Annotated in this window: 19 protein-coding genes; 10 read left to right on the top strand and 9 right to left on the bottom strand. The window is 33.7% G+C overall.

What is annotated here, in order from left to right:
• Window positions 1–153 precede the first annotated feature (153 nt).
• The 3 genes from rho (at window position 154) to JJQ60_RS16750 (ending at window position 4,329) form a co-directional block, all read left to right on the top strand.
• Window positions 154–1,797 (top strand): transcription termination factor Rho, encoded by a 1,644-nt coding sequence (rho, locus tag JJQ60_RS16760; protein ID WP_201922989.1) that lies wholly within the window; start codon window positions 154–156, stop codon window positions 1,795–1,797.
• Between the two features lie 160 nt (window positions 1,798–1,957).
• The gene (msrA, locus tag JJQ60_RS16755) at window positions 1,958–2,617 is read left to right on the top strand and encodes a peptide-methionine (S)-S-oxide reductase MsrA (RefSeq protein ID WP_201922987.1); all 660 of its coding nucleotides are present in this window, start codon (window positions 1,958–1,960) and stop codon (window positions 2,615–2,617) included.
• A gap of 554 nt (window positions 2,618–3,171) precedes the next feature.
• Window positions 3,172–4,329, top strand: coding sequence for an SH3 domain-containing protein (locus JJQ60_RS16750; protein ID WP_201922984.1), 1,158 nt, complete (start codon window positions 3,172–3,174; stop codon window positions 4,327–4,329).
• Window positions 4,330–4,544: 215 nt separating this feature from the next.
• Here JJQ60_RS16750 and JJQ60_RS16745 read toward each other — a convergent pair whose 3' ends face one another.
• The 5 genes from JJQ60_RS16745 to JJQ60_RS16725 form a co-directional block, all read right to left on the bottom strand.
• Complete coding sequence (locus JJQ60_RS16745; RefSeq protein WP_201922982.1) at window positions 4,545–5,432, bottom strand: bifunctional 5,10-methylenetetrahydrofolate dehydrogenase/5,10-methenyltetrahydrofolate cyclohydrolase; 888 nt, start codon at window positions 5,430–5,432, stop codon at window positions 4,545–4,547.
• Window positions 5,433–5,476: 44 nt separating this feature from the next.
• Window positions 5,477–6,805: a signal recognition particle protein gene (gene ffh / locus JJQ60_RS16740; protein WP_201922979.1), complete on the bottom strand. Its 1,329-nt coding sequence runs from the start codon at window positions 6,803–6,805 to the stop codon at window positions 5,477–5,479.
• 201 nt (window positions 6,806–7,006) lie between these two features.
• Window positions 7,007–8,797: a fasciclin domain-containing protein gene (locus tag JJQ60_RS16735; protein ID WP_201922977.1), complete on the bottom strand. Its 1,791-nt coding sequence runs from the start codon at window positions 8,795–8,797 to the stop codon at window positions 7,007–7,009.
• A 91-nt stretch (window positions 8,798–8,888) separates the two neighbouring features.
• Window positions 8,889–10,235 carry a fasciclin domain-containing protein gene (locus JJQ60_RS16730; RefSeq protein ID WP_201922974.1) on the bottom strand — a complete coding sequence of 449 codons (1,347 nt, stop codon included), beginning with the start codon at window positions 10,233–10,235 and terminating at the stop codon, window positions 8,889–8,891.
• Window positions 10,236–10,400: 165 nt separating this feature from the next.
• A complete protein-coding gene (locus tag JJQ60_RS16725; RefSeq protein WP_201922970.1) occupies window positions 10,401–11,063 on the bottom strand; it encodes a hypothetical protein in 663 nt (220 codons plus the stop codon).
• A gap of 107 nt (window positions 11,064–11,170) precedes the next feature.
• Here JJQ60_RS16725 and JJQ60_RS16720 point away from each other — a divergent pair, with 107 nt between their 5' ends.
• From JJQ60_RS16720 to JJQ60_RS16710, 3 genes are all read left to right on the top strand, one after another.
• Entirely contained in the window at window positions 11,171–11,686 is a 516-nt protein-coding gene (locus tag JJQ60_RS16720) for an RNA polymerase sigma factor (protein ID WP_201922967.1), read from the top strand.
• A 71-nt stretch (window positions 11,687–11,757) separates the two neighbouring features.
• On the top strand, window positions 11,758–12,669 hold the full coding sequence (locus JJQ60_RS16715; protein WP_201922964.1) for a FecR family protein: 912 nt from the start codon (window positions 11,758–11,760) through the stop codon (window positions 12,667–12,669).
• Window positions 12,666–15,182: a TonB-dependent receptor plug domain-containing protein gene (locus tag JJQ60_RS16710; protein ID WP_201922961.1), complete on the top strand. Its 2,517-nt coding sequence runs from the start codon at window positions 12,666–12,668 to the stop codon at window positions 15,180–15,182. The genes JJQ60_RS16715 and JJQ60_RS16710 overlap by 4 nt, the downstream gene beginning before the upstream one ends.
• Here the strand turns inward: JJQ60_RS16710 and JJQ60_RS16705 are convergent.
• On the bottom strand, window positions 15,179–15,646 hold the full coding sequence (locus JJQ60_RS16705) for a GNAT family N-acetyltransferase (protein ID WP_201922958.1): 468 nt from the start codon (window positions 15,644–15,646) through the stop codon (window positions 15,179–15,181). The genes JJQ60_RS16710 and JJQ60_RS16705 overlap by 4 nt on opposite strands.
• Window positions 15,647–15,789: 143 nt before the next feature.
• On the bottom strand, window positions 15,790–17,568 hold the full coding sequence (gene argS, locus JJQ60_RS16700; RefSeq protein WP_201922956.1) for an arginine--tRNA ligase: 1,779 nt from the start codon (window positions 17,566–17,568) through the stop codon (window positions 15,790–15,792).
• 140 nt (window positions 17,569–17,708) lie between these two features.
• Here argS and JJQ60_RS16695 point away from each other — a divergent pair, with 140 nt between their 5' ends.
• From JJQ60_RS16695 to JJQ60_RS16680, 4 genes are all read left to right on the top strand, one after another.
• Window positions 17,709–18,140 (top strand): hypothetical protein, encoded by a 432-nt coding sequence (locus JJQ60_RS16695; RefSeq protein WP_201922953.1) that lies wholly within the window; start codon window positions 17,709–17,711, stop codon window positions 18,138–18,140.
• Entirely contained in the window at window positions 18,137–19,270 is a 1,134-nt protein-coding gene (locus JJQ60_RS16690; protein ID WP_201922950.1) for a glycoside hydrolase family 53 protein, read from the top strand. The genes JJQ60_RS16695 and JJQ60_RS16690 overlap by 4 nt, the downstream gene beginning before the upstream one ends.
• A 25-nt stretch (window positions 19,271–19,295) precedes the next feature.
• Entirely contained in the window at window positions 19,296–20,723 is a 1,428-nt protein-coding gene (locus JJQ60_RS16685; protein WP_201922948.1) for an SDR family oxidoreductase, read from the top strand.
• Between the two features lie 80 nt (window positions 20,724–20,803).
• Window positions 20,804–21,427, top strand: coding sequence for a chromophore lyase CpcT/CpeT (locus JJQ60_RS16680; protein WP_201922945.1), 624 nt, complete (start codon window positions 20,804–20,806; stop codon window positions 21,425–21,427).
• Window positions 21,428–21,431: 4 nt separating this feature from the next.
• Here the strand turns inward: JJQ60_RS16680 and JJQ60_RS16675 are convergent, their stop codons facing one another.
• Window positions 21,432–21,842 (bottom strand): RrF2 family transcriptional regulator, encoded by a 411-nt coding sequence (locus JJQ60_RS16675; protein WP_201922943.1) that lies wholly within the window; start codon window positions 21,840–21,842, stop codon window positions 21,432–21,434.
• 3 nt (window positions 21,843–21,845) lie between these two features.
• Window positions 21,846–22,772 (bottom strand): citrulline utilization hydrolase CtlX, encoded by a 927-nt coding sequence (ctlX, locus tag JJQ60_RS16670; RefSeq protein ID WP_201922940.1) that lies wholly within the window; start codon window positions 22,770–22,772, stop codon window positions 21,846–21,848.
• Window positions 22,773–22,833: the final 61 nt, after the last annotated feature.

The raw sequence follows: 22,833 nt of genomic DNA, 5'->3' as shown, positions 1-22,833 counted from the left end.
AATATGTGTAAAAAATCAAAAATAAAGTCGTATACTTGCAGCACAAAACGTGTAACCTTCTCAACTAAGGTTACTTACCTTCGAAATAAAATTTTCCTAGAATTCTTCTTTAGAAAATTTATACCAAAAACATAAATTATACAACAAATTTAAATGTTAGAGATTTCTGAATTAAAAGCAAAAAAGCTTCCTGAATTACAGGAAATTGCAAAAACCTTGAATGTACCAAAATTTCGCACCCTAAAGAAATTAGATTTGGTATACCAAATATTGGACCATCAAGCCGCAAATCCCAGCAAAGTAAAAGAAGCTATCAAAGAAGATTCTTCAGTTAAAGCTAAGGATGAATCTGAAAAGCCTAAAGCTAATCCTCGTCAAAGACGCCCAAGAACTCGCAAAACAGACGAGTCAAATCCTACAGATAAAGAAGCAAGAACATCCAAAGAAAACAAAAAAGAAACAGCTTCATTTACTCAAGAAGATAAAAGCCATAAAGGAAGTGGTGAAAGCAACAAACCACAACAGGCAAAAGAGGATAAAAGAGAAGATAAAAAAGACAACCGAAATAGAGGTGGTGATAAACCATCTCAAAACAAAAATAGAAACCCTAAGAAAGAAGGTGGAAATCGGGATAACGGAAACAGAGATAACAGAAATCGTTACAAAGAACCTGATTTTGAATTTGATGCCATCATAGAAAGTGAAGGAGTTCTGGATATTATGCAAGACGGATATGGTTTCTTGCGCTCTAGTGATTACAATTACCTTTCATCACCAGATGATATTTACGTTTCTCAATCACAGATTAGGCTTTTCGGTCTTAAAACAGGTGACACAGTATTAGGACAAGTACGACCTCCAAAAGAAGGTGAAAAATATTTTCCTCTTATAAAGGTAAATAAGATTAATGGACTTGACCCACAAGTAGTAAGAGATCGAGTTTCGTTTGAGCACTTGACCCCTTTATTTCCACAAGAAAAATTCAATATTGCAGAAAGACAAAGTACTATTTCGACTAGAATTATGGATCTTTTTGCTCCTATTGGTAAAGGACAACGTGGTATGATCGTATCACAACCCAAAACCGGTAAAACGATGCTACTTAAGGATGTTGCCAATGCAATTGCTGCAAATCATCCCGAAGTATACCAAATGATACTTCTTATAGACGAAAGACCAGAAGAAGTAACAGACATGCAGCGAAATGTTAAAGGAGAAGTTGTTGCTTCTACTTTTGATAAAGAAGCCAACGAGCATGTAAAAGTTGCTAATATAGTTCTTGAAAAAGCAAAGAGATTAGTAGAATGCGGTCATGATGTAGTAATATTACTAGATTCGATCACTCGTTTAGCAAGAGCATACAACACTGTTCAACCTGCAAGTGGTAAAATATTAAGTGGTGGTGTTGACGCCAATGCATTGCACAAACCTAAACGTTTCTTTGGAGCTGCACGTAATATTGAGAATGGAGGTTCACTTACAATAATTGCAACCGCATTGACTGAAACCGGATCAAAAATGGACGAGGTAATTTTTGAAGAATTTAAAGGTACTGGTAATATGGAGTTACAATTGGATCGTAAAATTTCGAACCGTAGAATCTTTCCAGCTATCGATCTCACTTCTTCAAGTACACGTCGAGATGATTTATTACTTGATGATGCAACAATTCAAAGAATGTGGGTAATGCGTAAATATCTAGCCGACATGAATCCTGTAGAAGCTATGGAGTTTATCAACGAACGTTTCAAGCAAACAAAAAACAATGATGAATTTCTAATTTCCATGAATGGATAATCAAAATCAATAATCTAATAAAAAAAGGCTGTCAATTTAGACAGCCTTTTTTTATTTACTCATTCTTTAAAAGTATTTATTTCCTTATTTTTAGTAGAAATACATTCTTTTTGAAAGTTTTAATAGAAAAAACTGACCAATTACAAAATTTTATATCATCATGAAAAGAATACCATATATAGTATTGACCATTACATTTTTAATGACTAGTTGTCAAAGCAACAGCCAACCAACAAAAAAAGATACCAAGCCAAACTTAGACCCTGTTCAAGTAGAAGCTGTTGACGGAATAGAGAGAGCTTATTTTGCAAGTGGTTGTTTTTGGTGCGTAGAAGCAATCTATGAAAGTGTAAAAGGTGTACAAGAATCGATATCAGGATACTCTGGCGGTCATACCGAAAACCCCACCTATGAAGCAAGCAATACCGGAAGAACTGGTCATGCCGAAGCTGTAGAAATATATTATGACCCAAAAATTGTATCCTTTGCAACTTTAGTCGATGTATATTTTGGATCTCAAAACCCAACACAGATAAATGGACAAGGACCAGACCATGGTTCGCAATACCGATCCATCATTTTCTACCAAAATGAAGAACAGAAAAAAATAATTGAAGAAAAGAAAGCTGCACTAGGTAAAAAAACAAACAGAAGGATCGCCGCAGAGGTTATGCCTTTTCAAAAATTCTGGAAAGGAGAAGGATATCATCAAGATTATGAGAAAAGAAATCCTAATAACGGATACATTAGAAATGTATCTATCCCAAGATTGAAGAGATTTCAATCAAAATTCCCTGAATTAATTAAAGAAAAACACTAAAAAAGTTACATTCTACTTTATACATAAAAATTAATAGTCATTTTTAATACCGGACCACTATATACGCTACACAAAAGCCCGGAATTTGCAAAACCGACTACAGGTAAAGAAAACAGGGATGAAATCGGTTGTAATACACAAAAAAATCGTTGAAAAACACAAAATCTTGAAAAAAAATTAATATTTTTATGCAAATAAAATGAAAACATGTTGTGTTTTTAATATTAAAACACTACTTTTGAATCTGATTTAATGGTTTTCTTTTCAGTATTTTAATCAAAAATATTGAAGTTTTACTAAAGAAAACTCTTTGTAAGATACTGAAAAACAGATCATTAACATCTAAATTGTTCTTTTAAATATTATGATTTTTTACTACAATAGTAATAATCAGAATTAGCGATAAAATTGACATGAAAATGTTTTTGGCATCCTTTTTGAAAAGCAATTTTTGACGGTAAATTAGAAATTTTGCAAAAAATTTTAATTAAAAACTTTAAGAATTAATAATATTGAATTTAAATTATAACCCAATCTACTTAAAAACAAGAGATATGAAGTCTATTTTTACATTTATTCTGCTTTTGGTGATTACTTTCTCTACTGCTCATGCTCAATCAGAGCAGTATCTAATGTCTGCACAGAAATTAGAAGTTCGAAGTGGTCCAGGTCTAAACTTTAACACAATCGCCGAAGTTCCTCAAGGAACTCAGGTATACGTAATCAGTTCTGGTTACGGAGATTGGAGTGCAATCCAGTTCAAAAAGATGAACGGTTTTGTACTTACAAATCTATTAACTGCAGATAGCAGAATTGCTGATGCAGAAGCAGCAGCAAAAGAAGCTGCAGCAAAAAGAGAAGCTGCTAAAGCGGCAGCACAAGCAGCAATTGCACAAGCACAAGCTGCAAAAAGAGCAGCAGAAGAAGCTGCAAGAAGAGCTATTGCAGACGCAGAGCGTTTACAAAGAGAAGCTGAAGCTAGTGCTGCAAAAGCAATTGCAGACGCTGAAGCTGCAAAAAAATCTAAAGATGCAGCCGCAAGAAGAGCTGCTCTAGAAGCTGAAGAAACAAGAAGAGCTGTAGAAGAAGCTAACAGAAGAGCTGCTAAAGGTAGTAGCTATGCTTCTACTCCTATAGAATCTACTACTCCTTCTTATGGTTCTAGTTCATCATCTAATACAAGTGCTCCTAAGTCAACTGCAATATCAGTTACTAGAGAGGATAAGTATTCTAGCTGGGAGAAAAAGACATATAAGTCTGGTGCTACTCCAAAATCTTTCAACTTTAAAGGTAAGTTTGATTACAAATTAGACAACTACCTAAAAATCAAAGTAGGTAAAAATACTGAGGTTGTTGTAAAAATGTACAAAATGGGTAAAACTGCATCTGACGATGAGTTAGTTCGTGTTACGTATATCAACAGCAGCACTACTCAATTTATCAGAAACGTACCTGAAGGTGAGTACTACTTAAAGATCGCTTACGGTAAAGACTGGAGAGAAACTGTTGAAAATGGTAAGAAATTTGGTACTTTTACTAAGAATGCCTTATATGAAAAAGCTCCTCAAGTGCTAGACTTTAATACTGTTAAAACTTCTAAAGGAATTAACGTACCATCGTATAACTTAACGCTAGATCTACAACCAAGTGCTGGTGGATATAGTACTGGTGGTGCCGATGATATTTCTGCTAAAGCATTTAACGAAAACTAGAATAAAAATAATACATACGATTTATAATCACCAAAATATAAATGTAACAAAAACGCTAGGACAGATGTCCTAGCCTTTTTGGTTTATGTATATCAAGGCCGTTTTGAACCCATAGGTTTATTTAAAAGGTCTTTACTACTAATAAAATACCCCTAGAAATTAATTTCTAGGGGTATTTTATTTCAAGAATATTATTTTGTTCGTTGTGTTGTATTTTATTTAGAACTGCTACGGTGTCTTTCTCTTGCTAATAATGTATTCTTAAGCAGCATAGCTATGGTCATTGGCCCCACTCCACCAGGTACTGGTGTAATAAACGATGCTTTCTTACTTACATTATCAAAATCTACATCCCCTACAATTTTATATCCTTTGGGTCTAGACTCATCTGTTACCCTGGTAATACCAACATCAATAACAACCGCATCATCTTTTACCATTTCGGCTTTCAGGAAATTAGGTACTCCTAGTGCAGAAATAACAATGTCGGCCTGAGAAATAATCTGGGTAATATTTTTGGTATGACTATGGGTTAATGTAACCGTAGAGTTACCGGGCCATCCTTTTCTACCCATCAATATACTCATAGGTCGCCCTACAATATGACTTCTACCTATAACTACGGTATGCTTCCCTTTAGTATCTACATTATATCGTTCTAATAATTCTAAAATACCAAAAGGAGTCGCCGGGATAAAAGTAGACATATCTAATGCCATTTTACCAAAATTCATTGGATGAAAACCATCTACATCTTTATCTGGATCAACAGCTAATAATACTTTTTGGGTATCAATTTGAGGAGGTAATGGCAACTGAACTATAAAACCATCAATATCATCGTTTTCATTAAGTTCTTTGATTTTTGCTAACAGTTCTATTTCACTAGTTGTACTTGGCATTTTTACCAAAGTAGATTCAAAACCTATGCGCTCGCAAGCTCTAACCTTGCTACCAACATACGTTAAACTAGCTCCGTCATTACCTACTAAAACTGCTGCTAAATGTGGTACTTTCTCACCACGTTCTTTCATTTTAAGAACTTCGGCAGCAATTTCATCTTTAATGTCGTTGCTTACTTTTTTTCCGTCTAATATTTCCATTCCCCCTAATTGTGCTTAATAAAAGTTTAAAATTTATGTGTTTGTTATCTCATTTTACCCATCATCTGCATCATTCTTTTACCGCCTCCGCCTTGCATCATCTTCATCATTTTACTCATTTGATCAAATTGTTTAAGCAGTTGGTTTACTTGTTGGATCGATGTTCCTGAACCTTTACCTATACGCTTTTTCCTACTTGCATTGATAATTTGCGGTTTTGCTCGCTCTGCAGGAGTCATAGAATGTATGATTGCTTCAATATGTTTAAAGGCATCATCGTCTATATCCATATTTTTCATCATTTTTCCTGCTCCAGGGATCATTCCGACAAGATCTTTCATATTACCCATCTTTTTGATCTGCTGAATTTGTTTCAAGAAATCATCAAAACCAAACTGATTCTTAGCAATTTTTTTCTGAAGTTTTCTAGCTTCTTCTTCATCAAATTGTTCTTGTGCACGCTCAACAAGAGAAACAACATCTCCCATCCCAAGTATACGATCGGCCATACGAGAAGGATAGAACACATCAATAGCTTCCATTTTTTCACCCGTACCGATAAACTTAATAGGCTTATTAACTACAGACTTAATTGATATCGCAGCACCACCTCGTGTATCTCCATCAAGTTTTGTAAGGATAACCCCATCAAAATTAAGCACATCGTTAAATGCCTTTGCTGTATTTACAGCATCCTGCCCAGTCATAGAATCTACTACAAACAAGGTTTCATCTGGAGTAACGGCTTTATGAATATTCGCAATTTCGGTCATCATCGCTTCATCAACTGCTAAACGACCAGCCGTATCGATAATCACTACATTATATCCATTTGCTTTTGCATGGGCTACACCTGCTTTGGCAATAGCTACAGGATCCTCATTTCCTCTATCACTAAAAACCTCTACATTAATCTGCTCACCAACTACATGCAACTGATCAATTGCCGCAGGTCTATATACATCACAAGCAACGAGTAATGGTTTCTTTGTTTTTTTATTTTTAAGAAAGTTAGCAAGTTTTCCTGAAAAAGTAGTTTTACCAGAACCTTGAAGACCAGACATTAAAATCACCGAAGGATTTCCAGACAAATTAACACCTGCTACATCTCCACCCATCAACTCGGTTAACTCATCTTTAACCAATTTCACCATCAATTGACCTGGCTTAAGGCTTTTTAATACATTTTGCCCTAATGCTTTTTCTTTTACTCTTGCCGTAAAATCTTTAGCGATTTTATAATTTACATCAGCATCAACTAATGCTCGTCGTACTTCCTTAAGTGTTTCGGCAACATTTATTTCGGTAATCTGACCATGCCCTTTTAAAACATGTAAGGCCTTATCTAACTTATCACTTAAATTATCAAACATATATTTCTTCTATTTTGAAAGTCTATCTTTTGCGATAGAGAAGTGCAAATTTAAGGATTTGTGATGTATAAATAAAGTATGGAATTACAGAATTAATCGAGATATGTATGATTTGAAGTAATGACAGAAAAAAGCGACTACAAAGAGATGTGATTTACACTCTTTATAGTCGCCATAAATATACATTTAGCTCTAAAAATACTAATGTAATAACGATGGTGGGATCAATACACCTTCTATAACATGTACGATACCATTTGAAGCTTCAACATTTGCCAAAGCAACTCTTATACTCTCATTCAAAATAACTTCTCCATCAAACATTTCGATAGTTACTTGCTCTCCTTGTAGCGTAGTTACGGTTTCTTTCGTTAATAAATCATCGGCATTAAACTTACCCGATGCTACATGATACAATAACACTTCTTTTAGCGCATCTCCACTCGGAATTGCATCCAAAGCATCGAAGGCAGCATTGGTTGGTGCGAAAACTGTGAAAGGTCCATCGCCGCTAAGTGCATCAACCAAATCTGCTGCCTGCAATGCGCCAACAAGAGTAGATAGTTCTGGAGTGTTTACCGCTATCTCTACTATGGATTGTAAATCTGCAGGAGGTAATAATACTCCTTCAATAACATGTATAATACCATTTGAAGCCGGAATATCGGCTATTGCCACTTTTATAGTCTCGTTAAGAAACACATTACCCTCTTCATCAGCTTGAATAGTAACTTCATCACCTTGTAATGTAGTAACGGTTTGTTTTTCCAGAAGATCTTCTGCCGTAAATTTACCGGAAGCCACATGATATAACAATACTTCTTTCAATGCATCTCCACTTGGGATTGCGTCCAAAGCATCGAAGGCTGCATTAGTCGGTGCGAAAACTGTAAAAGGCCCATCGCCACTAAGCGCATCAACCAAATCTGCTGCTTGAAGAGCACCAACCAGAGTTGATAGATCTGGCGTATTTACTGCTATTTCTACTATTGATGGTAAAGGTTGAAATGATGGCGGCAGTAAAACTGCATCAATTACCTGTAGTATTCCATTTGATCCTCCAATATTTGCAGAAAGTAGCTTAACCGTATCATTTATTACAATTTCATTATCGCTATTAAGACTAACTTTTACATCTTCTCCTTGCAGTGTAGTCACAATTTCTTGTGCAAGCAGTTCAGCTGTATTTAATCTACCACTAGCTACGTGATACAATAAAATATCTTTAAGTGTATCACCACTTGGGATTTCATCAAGAGCAGCAAAGGCTTCATCTGTAGGAGCGAATACTGTAAATGGTCCATCTCCAGATAAAGCGCCTACAAGATCGGTAGCTTGTAAGGCTCCCACCAAGGTGGTAAATCGACCATCTTCAACGGCTAACTCCACAATTGTTTTGTCTGGAAATGTAACCTCTGTTAATACTGCATTCCAGATTCCTCTACCAACTCCTCCTGATGTAAACAATCTAAAACTACCTTCTATATCTCCATTATCACCTACTCTACCAATACCAAAGATAAGATCTCTACCCGGTGGATTTATAATTAAATATACTTTACCATCGCTTACGATAGCCCCTCTTGCTCTTGCTTTAGTACCATCTGGCAACGTAAGATTACCTCTAACAATAGTAAAGCTAGCATGATATAATGTAAAATTAAGCTTTAGCTCCCCTGTTATTATAGCTCCGGCACCAGCACCAGTACTAACCTCTGCCGAAAAATCAAAAACTCTTTTTTCTCGGCTAATACCAAATGTTTTACTACTAGTCGTAGAAGCTTTACCTTCTTCTACAGTAAGTTCGCCTTCAATAATATTTTGGGTCATTTCTTCGATAGCGTCAAAACTTATGATTTTAGACTCTTCAAACTCCACAAACTCCTGTGCTTGTTGAGGTTGAAAACCATCATCATTTTGGCAAGCTACAAATAGGTTTGTTAAAATTAGGCACAAGACGGGTACCATTAATCTTTTGATTAGTGTTTTCATTGTAATAAATTTTAAAGTTAGTATGTTAAGATTTGTGAAGAAAACCCAGACCGTCTGTATTGTGAAAAGACGGTCGTGGGTTATAAAAATTTTATAAAACTGGTGGTAATAGCACACGGTCTATGGCATGAATTACGCCATTAGAAGCCTGAACATCAACAACAATAATATTACTAGCATTACCTTCATTTCCTCCTCCTTCTACAGTTGCTGGATCTGCGGTGATTGTAACATCAGCTCCATTAACCGTTTCAACGGCTCCAGCTACAGCAGCTAAGCCCGTAGATCTTACATTATTGTTCTCGATAACATGATATGTTAATACATTAGTTAATGCATTACCAGTAGGTAAGTCACCTAAAGCAGTAAATGCAGCATTAGTAGGAGCAAAAATAGTAAATGGTGCCGTTGGTGTTCCTGATCCATTTTCGGCTTGTAATGCTAATACCAAACTCGCATCTCCTAATGCCGTTGCCAGCGTAGAAAATGTTGGATCTGCAGTGGCAAATGTTGTTACATCTGGTAAAGTAATTACAGCATCAACAATATGGATCACACCATTAACGGCTCTTATATCTGCTGTAGTTACATCAGAAATCCCGTTAAAAGATACTCCATCATCAGTATTAATATAAATACTTAAATTAATTCCATTTGAAGGCATACCATATGAAGCTAGTGTGCTTCCATAGCTAGTTGATAAAGCGGTTGAAAGAAGACTTCCAGAAATTGCATGATTCAATAAAATTTGTTCTATTTCAGTTGATGATAATCCGGATACATCACCCAATGCAGTAAATGCAGCATTATCCGGAGCTAACAATGTCAAATCAGCTTCTTCATTTCCTAAAGTAGCTACTACTACATCATTACTATTTGTTGACGCTACTGATGCTAGAGATGATAAATTTGGGTCTAATGTCACAAAATCCAACATGGTTGGTATCCCAATAACCTTATCAATGGCATGTATTACTCCATTTGATCGATCTATGTCAGCAACTGTTACTCTGGAGGCTCCATTAATAGTTACAGCATCTCCGGTTTTATCAATGTACGAACTAAACTCTGCTAAATTGGTTTGATATCCCGTTGTAATTTGGCCCGAAGTTACTTCTGCCCCTAATACATGATTTAATAATACAGCTCTCAAATCTTCTACTGGAACATCAGTTAATGCAGCTCCGTTTAAGAATTCTTCAAAAGCAGCATTATCAGGTGCAAAAACAGTGAAACTTCCTTGTCCGGATAGAGTTGTAACTAAATCTGCTCTTTCTAAAGCTGCTAAAAGTGAGCTATAATCTGGATTTGCAGCTACAAAATCTGCTATAGTCTCTGATACTGGGGGAAAAGTTGTATCATCATCATCACTACACGAATACGTTGTGGCTACAAATACTGTAATCAATATTACTTTAAAGAAATTTTTAATTTTCATGGTTTTTAAATTTATTGTTTGATGATTAAACAATTCATAAAAGAAAACTCTAACCCTCAAAAATGACTTTAGCATTATTTTAACTTTTTGTTTAACAAAATCCAAACAATGGTTAAACAAAAAAAACCGCCAATCGGCGGTTAAAGTACGTTTATTTTCAGAGCATTAACCATCATTCTCATCGCATATTGAAGCTGCATCGATAATTTCGTTTAACAATTCAGTATTATGTTGTGCCGCTACACCGACACCATTGTGCAATACTAATTTTATAGGATAATTTATACTTATAGAAGTAGTTTCATTAATACCAGACATAAAATTGAACATTTGAGAATCATGACCAATCTCAATCGTTTCAAATCGATTTGAATTGCTATCAAATGTTGAAAGCAATATGGGATAAACAAAATCAATACACTCTATATCATCATCATTAGGTATACAATTATTTATAAAACCTTCAAGCTCTGTTATATTTTCAACTAGGTTTTCATGATGATTGGATTCAACAATAATTACAGGAAATTGAATTTCGACAATATCTGTTACAGAGATTCTTTGATAATCAGCAGAACTACTAATCAATACTTCTTCACCGTTAAGCAAAATGCGATACGGCAATTTGATACTAAAACAATGACCTTGATCTACAATATCGTCAAAAGAACCATCATGCGTGACTACGCTCTTCATTAGACTAGCTAATTGAGAGTTTCTAGGGATAGTATTATCAACATTGGGGTCGATAAGTTCTCTTTCCTCCTCTTGACAAGAAATGAACATTACGCCTATAGCAATAAAAAAAACTAGTATCCAATTCTTCATTTTCCTAACATTTTTTTCCATCATTATAATTTAAATAATAACAACATACTTCCACAAATTCCTACGCATCAATGTTATTTTTTTTAATTTTAACAAAAATACTAATAATGCCTAAAGACTTATTCAAGGATGTTTGTGAAGAAAAATTATTCGCAGGGCTTTTCAAGAAACATTCGCAAGAATTGCATGACTTCATATATTACAAATATGGAGAACATATTGATCCAAAAGACAAAGTACAGGAGGCGTTTATAAAACTATGGGATAATTGTAAAAAAATTTCGCTGCAGAAAGCTAAAAGCTTCTTGTTTACTGTGGCAAACAACCTATCCTTAAACCAGATTAAACACAATAAAGTAAAGCTAAAATTTCAACAAATCGACCATAATGATAGAACTAGTGAGGATCCAGAGTTTATTCTGCAAGAAAAAGAATACCTACTAAAATATCAAAAAGCCCTTTCTAATCTTACTGAAGCTCAACGAGTAGCTTTTCTTCTCAATCGGGTTGAGGGTAAAAAACATAAAGAAATTGCAAACTACCTTGGAATCTCAAGAAAAGCAGTAGAAAAAAGAATATATGGTGCTTTAGAAAAGCTAAGAAAAGACATTGATGGTTTATAAAACAAGCAACTTAATGTAAACTAGGGTAGGAATTTTTAATTGATAATTGTTATATATACAGAAATCTTGTTATGAAAAAGAAAGATCTCATTACAAAGTGGTTAGATCATGAACAGCTAACCCGCGAAGAATTAAAGGCGTTTAAGAATTTAGACGCCTATGATTCTTATGAAAAGATTTCTTCGAATGCCAAGAGTTTCAAAGCTCCAAAATATAACATTGAGGAAAATTTACAAGACCTAAAAGTTTCTTTAACACAAGAGCAGAGAAGTATAGATACTACAAAAAAGTTTCCTATTAATTTTTTAATCAGAATCGCCGCTATTTTTATTTTAGGTATAGGGACATATTTTATGGCATTCTATAATTCAGATACTATTACAAATACTATAGCGGGGCAAAAAACATCGATCGAACTTCCAGATCAATCTTCAGTACAACTTAATGCGCTTTCATCAATACGATATAAGGAAAAAAATTGGGAGGACAATCGGAAAATCGAGTTAGAAGGAGAAGCCTATTTTAAAGTTGCTAAGGGGAAAACATTTGACGTACATACCTCATCCGGTATTATTAGTGTACTGGGCACAGAATTTAATGTAAAGCAAAGAGAGCATTATTTTGAGGTCGTTTGTTATGAAGGATTAGTAAGTGTTACGTACAACAAAAATACAATTAAACTACCTGCCGGTTCTGTTTTTAAGGTACAAAACAATAACATTGTAAACACTACAACTTCGCTTGTAAAACCGGATTGGATTAATAACCTAAGTTCGTTTCATAGCACACCCTATTCTTATATCCTTAAAGAATTTGAAAGACAATATAATGTAACAATTATTGCAAAAAACATAGATCAAGATAAACTTTTTACTGGTAATTTTGTACATTCAAATATTGAAACCGCATTACAATCTATAACCATACCAATGCGTTTAAAATATAAGATTGATAACAACAACATAACCCTGTATAAAGAGTGATCAAAACCAAAATCACAACTATACTTATTGTCATTTTTTTTACCAGTTACCAGACATACTCACAGTCTGATACAGATACATCCACACTTTTTTCAATACTAAATCAGGTTCAAGAAAAATTTAATTGTCGTTTTACTTATGTAGATGAAGACATAGAAGGAATACAAATACAAAATCCTTCTGACACATTAGATCTAAAAAAAACAATTGAATATTTAAGGAGTAATACTCCCTTAGCGTATACTTTTTTAAATGAAAAAGACATTGCTCTAAGTCGAAAAATTAAAAAAAATAAAATCTGCGGGGTTATACAATCCCTAATTGATAATAAAATCTTGGCAAGTGCAACGATTCAAACAAAAACGGATTCTACTATAAGCGATGAAAATGGAACATTTAGTCTTATTATTGAAAACTCAAAAACACTCATAAAGATTAATTACATAGGCTATAAGACTTTATTGATTCCAGCCAAAGATCTTTTAAAGACTCCATGTACAGTAATATACCTTACTCCAGAAGTACAGTATTTAACCGAAGTAATTCTCAACGATTATTTGGTAAAAGGAATTGACAAAAAATCTGATGGATCGATCATTATTGACTACAATGATTTTGGTATATTACCCGGACTTATCGAACCGGATTTATTACAAACCATACAAGCACTTCCAGGTATATTAAGCGTAGAAGAAACGGTATCTGATATTAATGTTAGAGGTGGAACCAATGATCAAAACCTTATTCTCTGGGATGGCATCAAAATGTACCAATCTGGACATTTTTTTGGTTTAATCTCGGCATTTAATCCATATTTAACCAAGAATGTTCAGCTTATCAAAAATGGTACTAGTGCTACATATGGTGATGGTGTATCTAGTGTTATAGCCATGAGCACAACAAATGAAATTAATCAAACTCTAGATGCAAGTTTAGGAATAAACATGATAAGCGCTGATGCATACATTGATACCCCTTTAGGTAAAAGATCATCATTGCAACTATCGGTAAGAAAATCTATAAGCGAACTTGTGGAAACCCCCACCTATTCTCAATTTTTTGACAAAGTATTTCAAGATTCTGAAGTTGTAAATACAACTGAAAACATCTTTAATACGGATGATGAGTTTTCTTTCTATGATGCCAGTTTACGATGGTTGTATCAGTTAAGTCCAAAAGATCTATTAAAAATTAACGCCTTAATTATAAGAAACAATCTTATTTTCCAAGAAAACACCTTAATTGATCAAATCAATATCACTAGAGAAAGTAGTATCAAACAAAATAATAGCGCGGCCGGCATCTCATACCAAAGAAACTGGAATGATTCTTTTAAAAGTGAAGTGTTAATTTATGGTACCAATTATGGACTTGAAGCGATAAATTCGGATATAATAAATGATCAGCGTTTATTACAAGAAAACGAAGTATTAGAAAACGGTATTAAAGTAAATAATCTGCTCAAGCTAAATAGACATTTCAATCTTAAAACCGGGTATCAATTTAATGAGACTGGTATATCTAATCTAAGAGATGTAAACAACCCCACATTTAGGGATTTGACTAAAGAAGTAATTCGCACAAATAGCATCTTTTCTGAAATTGAATATAAATCAAAGAATAACAACACCCATCTTAATCTAGGCGCTCGTATTAATCATTTTGACAAGCTTAATGATTATGTATTTGAACCCCGCATAAGTTTTAATCACAGATTTTATAATCATTTTACAATTGAAGCTCTTGGGGAGTTAAAAAGCCAGGTAACTTCTCAAATTATTGAATCTCAGAATGATTTTTTAGGCGTAGAAAACCGGAAATGGGTACTTTCTAATGAGCAAAATATTCCTGTTCTTAAAAGCAAGCAAATATCGCTTGGACTAAGTTACAATCATAATAATTGGTTAATTAGCTCTGAACTGTATTATAAAAATGTTGATGGCATCATAACCCAAAGTCAAGGGTTTCAAAATCAATTTGAATTTTCACAAGACCATGGAAGTTACACCGTAAAAGGAATTGATTTTTTAATCAATAAAAGGTTTAAAAGCTTCAGTACTTGGTTTAGCTATTCGTATGGTAAAAGCGATTATACTTTTAATAATTTATTTGAGATTGATTTTCCGAATAACATAGACATAACTCATAATATCAATCTAGCCGTTACATACACATTAGAAAAACTTAAACTCTCAAGTGGTTTAAATTGGCATAGCGGCAAGCCAACCACCAGACCTATTCCCGGTAACGAAATAGAAAGTAACATCATTAACTATCAAGATCCAAACAGTGACACACTAGATGACTATATCCGTTGGGATGCTTCGGCTACTTATAATTTCAAATTAGGAAAAAAAATCACCGGACTTGCAGGGATTTCAATATGGAATATATTGAGTAAAAAAAATACGGTTAATGATTACTATAAAATAAATTCTGAAAACAATGTAGAAGAAATTAAAGAATTTGGATTAGGGTTTACCCCTAACGCCGTAGTCCGAATAAACTTTTAGATTTTTTTTACCCCACTATAGCTTACAATTTTTTCTCCTCCAACAACCTCTACTTCATTCTTAATAATCTCAAATCCACTTTTTTCAAAAAAAGGTTTGGTAAAGATATTGATCTGAGTCGTAAGCGTATTGATATTATTTTGTTTAGCTACTTCTTCTATGGTTTTATATAAGTCTGTTGCAATGCCATGCCCTTGATAATTCTGATGTACAAAAACATATTCAATGTTCCCAAACGTATCCATTGAAAAGGATCCTACTATTTCTCCATTCAGCTTTGCATTATAAATAAAGTCTTTTTTAAACTTTTTTTGCCAGTACAATTTATTTGTAGCCAATCGAGAATATATTTTAATCTCAGATTTTGTAAATAACATTGAACCATAAGTAGTCACCGTTTGATAAAATAAACGTTGCATTAACGGTAAATCGATATCAGTTGCTCTACTTATTCGATGCTTCATACTACTAAAATATAAAAACTGACAACTTATACAACAGCTAACCTCTATTTTTTCAACTCATTATGGCTAAAATCACTAAATTTTAGACATATGGTATATTTAATCAACAATAATTACATATTAAAAGGTCAAACCAGGTCTGATTACATTCGATCAGGAACATTTATTCCTAATAGTTGAAATGCAGATTTAATTGTATTTCCTACAGAGTTTGAAAGTTGTACTCTAAAGTTTTTTTCCTGATCAGAATCGGCCCCAAATATGGGAACATTCTGAAAGAAGGAATTATAACTTTTTACCAGATCATATGTATAATTCGCAACTATTGCAGGACTGAGCTCATCTGCTGCATTTTGTATAATCTCAGGATACAGTTCAAGCTGCTTAATGAGTTCTTTTTCTTTAGGCTGAAGCGTTATATCATTACATGCTTTTGTATAATCAAAATCTGCTTTACGAAGAATCGCTTGTATCCTTGCATAGGTATATTGAATAAATGATCCTGTATTTCCTTTTAAATCAACAGATTCTTCTGGATTAAAAAGAATTCTTTTTTTAGGATCTACTTTAAGTATATAATATTTCAAAGACCCTAAACCAATAGTTTTGTATATCTCTTGTTTTTCTTCTTCGCTATATCCTTCTAATTTCCCTAACTCTTTTGAAGCTTCTTCTGCGGTTTCAGTCATTTCGACCATCAAATCATCTGCATCTACCACGGTACCTTCCCTACTCTTCATTTTACCACTTGGTAAATCTACCATACCATAGCTTAAGTGATGTAAATGCTTTGCCCAGTCATATCCTAACTTCTTTAAAATTAAAAACAGTACTTTAAAATGATAATCTTGTTCATTACCAACAGTATAAATCATTCCACCTACATCAGGATTATCTTTAACCCGTTGTATGGCAGTACCTATATCCTGTGTCATGTATACAGCCGTACCGTCGCTACGCAATACTAATTTTTCATCAAGTCCTTCATCGGTTAGATCGCACCATACAGATCCATCTTCTTTTTTGAAGAAAACCCCCTTTGTAAGACCTTCTTCAATGTTATCTTTTCCTAACAAATAGGTATTACTTTCATAATAATAGCTATCAAAATTTACCCCAATAGTTTTATAGGTTTGATCAAATCCTTCATATACCCATTCATTCATCATTTTCCAGAGTTTAACCACTTCTGGATCGGCAGTTTCCCATTTACGCAGCATTTCCTGGGCTTCAATTAAGATTGGCGCTTCTTTTTTAGCTTCTTCTTTAGCTTTTCCTTGAGCTACCAATTCTTCTATTTGAGTTTTATATATCTGATCAAACTTTACATAGTAGTTACCTACAAGTTTATCTCCTTTTAGCCCAGTAGATTCTGGAGTTTCTCCCTCACCAAATTTTTGCCAGGCAAGCATACTTTTACAAATATGTATCCCCCTATCGTTTATAATTTGGGTTTTATACACCTTTTTCCCACTAGCCTTAATAATTTCGGCTACAGCATATCCTAAAAGAATGTTTCTAACATGACCTAAGTGCAATGGCTTATTGGTATTCGGAGATGAATATTCGACCATTACAGCTTTATCCCCTTCTTTAGCGGTACCATATCCAAAGCGACCATCATCTTTTATACTTGCAAAAAAATCAAGGTAATAAGAATCTGAAATTACAAGGTTTAGAAACCCTTTTACAACATTATAGCCCTTAATTTCATCTACATTGTTTACAAGATGCTTACCTACTGCTTCTCCTATTTGAACAGGATTTCCTTTAACTATACGAAGCATTGGAAATATCACTACGGTAATATCCCCTTCAAATTCTTTTCGAGTAGCTTGTAATTCTACAGATTCCAGATCAGCACTATACAATTCTTGTATCGCTGTTTTTACATGTTCTGAAATGGTATGTTGTAAACTCATATTGATAAATAAAAGATCATTAAAATAAGATCCCGCTCTGCAGCGGGATAAGTTTCACTTAATTAAGCTGCAAAGATAATAGAAATAATAGTCTCTCACTACGTGTTTTAATACGATTTCGTTATCTTTAGTAAAAAAGAATGCTGGTTAATAACTCCTATAAAGACCCAGAGTTAACTCGAAAAATTAATGATAAGGTTGGACCCCCGTTTTCATTAATAGAGCGACTAAAACTTAACGGAATTGGATCACCTAAACTTCATATTACCGGAAGTAGCATACAAATACACAATTTACTAATTCTAGACAACAGTATTAAAACATGCAATATAGAGCTACGTCCAAAGGGAATTTTGGTTGGTTTTGGTGTACGCCTAGAAACGTATCTTTTGGTAATTCCCTATTATAAACTAAATCTTTACAAGGGCAAGGCTGAAGAATATTCAATCTATATAGATCATTATTTTATAAAATTTAGAGTTTCCAAAAAAGACAAAGCAATCAATGCATTCGTTAAGAAAATACTGAACTACAAAACAGATCATCAAAAAACAAACATCCAGGATTTATGAAAAAAACTGCTACTTCATTTTTATGGCTTTTACTATGTATAGGATGTTCTGGTGATGATGTTAAGCCAGAAGAGGCTATAAATCTTAATCCTATAGAAGAAAAAACGTTCTATACCGGAATGGATTTATCATTTCAGTCTGAATTGCAATCTTATAATTTAAATTATAATGATCAAGAAGGAAATCCTGTTGATATACTAGAATATGTTACTTCCAAAGGAACAAATCTAATACGTTTACGTCTATGGCATACTCCAGAAAATGGAATAAACTCTTTGGAAAAAGTAAAAGAATATGCCTTAAAGATCAAATCGAAAAACGCAGATTTTCTTTTAGACATTCATTATTCTGATACGTGGGCCGATCCTGGAAACCAAATACCTCCAAAGTCCTGGAATACCATGACCAACTCTGAAATAAAAAATGCGGTTTATAACTATACAAAACAAGTGATCCAAGAATTAAAAAATCAAGGAACACCTCCTAGTTTTGTTCAGATAGGTAACGAAACTAATTCTGGCTTTTTATGGAATTACGGAAAAGTATGGGATGAATTTGTTGACAATTGGTCTTTTTACGTAATGTTATCTAACGAAGCATATGCAGCAATAAAAGAAGTAGATAGTACTATTAAAACTATGATTCATGTAGCAGGATTTAAAGATGCAAAGTTGTTTTTTGAAAAATTTGAAGAAAACAAAGGTAATTATGACATTATCGGACTGTCATATTACCCCCAATTTCACGGTAAGGATTTAACCGATTTTCAAAATAATATTAATGACCTAGCCACTACTTATAATAAAGATATTTTGTTAACCGAGATATCATATCCATTTACCTTTGACTGGAATGACAACCAAACCAACTTTATAGGGCAAAAAGATCAAATTTTATCAAGATTTCCTGCTACTCCAGATGGGCAAAAAGAATATTTAAAATGGATAGTAAATGTTCTTAAAAATATTCCAAATAATCATGGAATTGGCTTTTGCTATTGGGCACCAGATTGGATTGCTTTTACTGGTAATGAAAACACTTCTACCAATGGATCATCTTGGGAGAATCAATGTCTTTTTGATTTTAATTTTAATGCTTTGCCAGCTATAGAAGTTTTTACAAACAATTAATTTCTTCGTAACTTATACTAAAAAAATGCGTATTCTTCTTACTGGAGCCAATGGATATATAGGATTGAGGTTGTTACCTTTATTATTAGAAGCTGGCCACGAAGTGATTTGCTGTGTTCGAGATAAAAATAGGCTTTCTATTGATTTAGAAATGAGGAATGAGATTGAGATCATAGAGATTGACTTTCTTGAAAACCCAAACCCAAACAAACTTCCAAAAAACATTGATTTTGCGTATTACTTAATTCACTCTATGAGCTCTTCTACTCATGATTTTGATCAAAAAGAAGAAATATCAGCTCAGAATTTCAATGCTTATGTAGAGAATACAAATATCAAACAAGTTGTTTATTTAAGCGGAATTGTAAATGAAAAAAATCTTTCTAAACATTTATGGTCCAGAAAAAATGTAGAAGAAACCTTATATAAAGGCAGTTACAATCTAACCGTATTGCGCTCCGGAATCATTGTTGGTTCTGGGAGTTCTTCTTTTGAAATTATTCGTGATTTATGTGAAAAATTACCGATTATGATCACGCCAAAATGGGTAAACACCAAAACCCAGCCTATAGCCATCAGAGATGTTCTTAGCTTTATGACCGGAGTATTGGGTAACAAAAAATGCTACAATGAATCTTTTGATATTAGTGGTCCAGATATTTTAACCTATAAACAAATGCTGAAATTATACGCAAAGGTTAGAGGAATCAAGACCTATATTATTACTGTGCCTATAATGACTCCAAAACTATCTTCGTATTGGTTATATTTTGTTACTTCAACATCATACAAATTAGCATTAAACTTAGTTGATAGTATGACAATACCCGTGATCGCAAATGATAATCGTTTACAAGAATTATTAGGGTTTTCTCCAATGTCATATACCAAAGCATTGGAATTAGCATTTATTAAGATTGAGCAAAACCAAGTTGTATCAAGTTGGAAAGATTCAATGATTAGTGGACGATTTGAAAAGAACATTCAACGCTACATTACTGTGCCTAAACGTGGTTGTCTTACAGATAAGAAAAAAATTAAAGTTGCTAACCCAGAAAAAGTGATTGATCGTATCTGGGCTATTGGAGGCAAAACTGGATGGTATTATGGAGATTGGATGTGGAAAATAAGAGGGCAGCTAGATAAATTTTTTGGGGGAGTTGGTCTTAGAAGAGGAAGAACTCACCCTGATAAAATTTTTTCTGGAGATGCCCTGGATTTTTGGAGGGTATTAGTTGCTGATAAAACCAATAAACGATTATTACTTTTTGCAGAAATGAAAGTTCCGGGTGAAGCTTGGTTAGAATTTGATATCGATGAAAAAAACGTTTTACATCAAACAGCTACATTTAGACCCAAGGGTATTTGGGGAAGAGCATATTGGTACTTAATGATCCCTTTCCATTTTTTTATTTTTGGAGGGATGATACGCAAAATTGCGTTGAAAAATTGATTTTACTAGGACAAAACGTTTAGTTTTATCGATAAATTGCTTCTTTTTGCTTTTTTTCATATCTTTAACAAAACCGCTAAATGAAACAATTATTACGTATTGTTTTTTTATTCCCTCTTCTAATTAGTTGTAATTCGGAGGTTGTTAAGGATCTTGAATTGCATAACCTGGTATCGTCTTTAGTCGGTGAATTTTCTAATATAGAGCAAGCCAAAAATGATTCTGGTTTTGCCCATCTCAATCTAACTAACATAAGAATTTGGAAAGATAGACCTGGATACTGGATATATTCTGAAGTATCGGATGCAAAAGAAAACGACTATATCTATAGTCAGAGAATATTGAGTTATGAGAGGTTAGATTCTTTCACTTTTATAAATACAAGCTATATCATACGGAATGCTAAGGACTATAAAAATATATTAAACAACAAACACCTTTTCAATCAACTAACTCTTGATAGCTTAGAAATACGTAAAGGTTGTCAAGTATATTTTGAAAAGAATACATCAACAATATATACAGGAAAAACAAAGAAGAAATCTTGCTCCAGCTCTATAAACTATATTGAATATATTTCTAGTAATTTTGTAATTAGTAGTGACAAAATATCAATCTGGAATAAAGGTTATGACAAAAAAGGAAAACAAATTTGGGGAAAAATCACTGGTCCCTATATGTATAAAAGAGTAGCAAAAAAGTAATGCGCTAATTCGTAAAATCGGCCAAGGTTTTATTTTCTAATACTTTTAAAGTGCTATCTCTTACCTCTATCATTAAGCCATGTACAGCGCAGCGTTCTTCATCAGGGCAATCATCACATTTCTCGTAAAAATTGAGACTTACACAAGGCAACATTGCTATAGGCCCCTCTAAAACTCTAATTATTGAAGCCATAACAATATTTTTGGGTTCTTTTATAAGATAATACCCCCCGCCTTTTCCTTTTTTTGACCCTAAAAAACCATTCTTTCTCAAGGTTAACAATATACTTTCTAAAAACTTTTGAGAAATATTTTCGCTTTGAGCGATCTCTGATATCTGCACAGGATGCTCACACTTTTTTCTGGCAATATATGTCATTGCCTTAATCCCATATTTTGTTTTCTTTGAAAGCATATACTATACCTTAGGAAGAAAAACTTCTGCCATCATACATCTCGCACTACCGCCTCCTAATGTTTCAATTGTATTGAGATCGCTATGCAAGATAGCGCAATGTTTTTCTATCTTAGTTATTTGATCATTGGTTAAGCTATTAAAAGCTGCCGATGACATAACAAGATAGCGTTTATCTTCTGAACCTGCAACTTGTAGCATATTACCCGCAAAGCTGTTTACTTGATCTTCGGTAATTTTAATAATTTCTTTACCACTACTTTGCAAATGGTGAACTAAATTTTTACGTTCTTTTTTATCATCAACACAATCCAGGCAAACCACTGCAAATGTTTCTCCTACTCCCATCATAACATTGGTATGATATATCGGTAATCTTTTATCTGCAACAGTTTGATAAGCGGTAAAGATAACCGGGGTATATTCAAAATCTTCACAAAACTCAATTAACAGCTCTTCATCTGCTCTAGGAGATAAAGCGCAATATGCTTTTCTATGTACGCGGTCTAAAACAAGACTTCCAGTACCTTCTAAAAACACTTCTTCGTCTTCGGCTTCGGTATAGTCAATAACATTCTTAATTTCAAAACCAGATGACTCTATATGATTTAAAACTTCTGGTCTTCGTTCCCTACGACGATTTACGGCAAACATGGGATACAAGCCTATATCGCCATTTTCGTGAAAAGAAATCCAATTATTTGGAAATATAGAATCCGGGGTATCGTTTTTTGGGTCATCATCAATTACAATTACATTAACCCCTACGTCTTTTAATTCCGTCACAAATGCATCAAACTCTTGTTGCGCTTTTGTATTTGCATCTGCTATACCTGCATCTTCTTGATAGTAATTATTAACTGCTGTTTCTTCATTCATCCTAAATTTCACAGGACGAATCATTACTATAGTATCTGTAACTTGTCTCATCTGTTTATATTAACTCTTTTTTTGTAGGCAGACAGTGTGTTTTAACTGGTTCTACAAATCT

This window comes from Aquimarina mytili, from assembly GCF_016735115.1.
GTDB lineage: Bacteria > Bacteroidota > Bacteroidia > Flavobacteriales > Flavobacteriaceae > Aquimarina > Aquimarina mytili.
The sequence above is the reverse complement of the archived record's forward strand: the minus strand, read 5'-3'. Positions and strand labels throughout refer to the sequence as shown.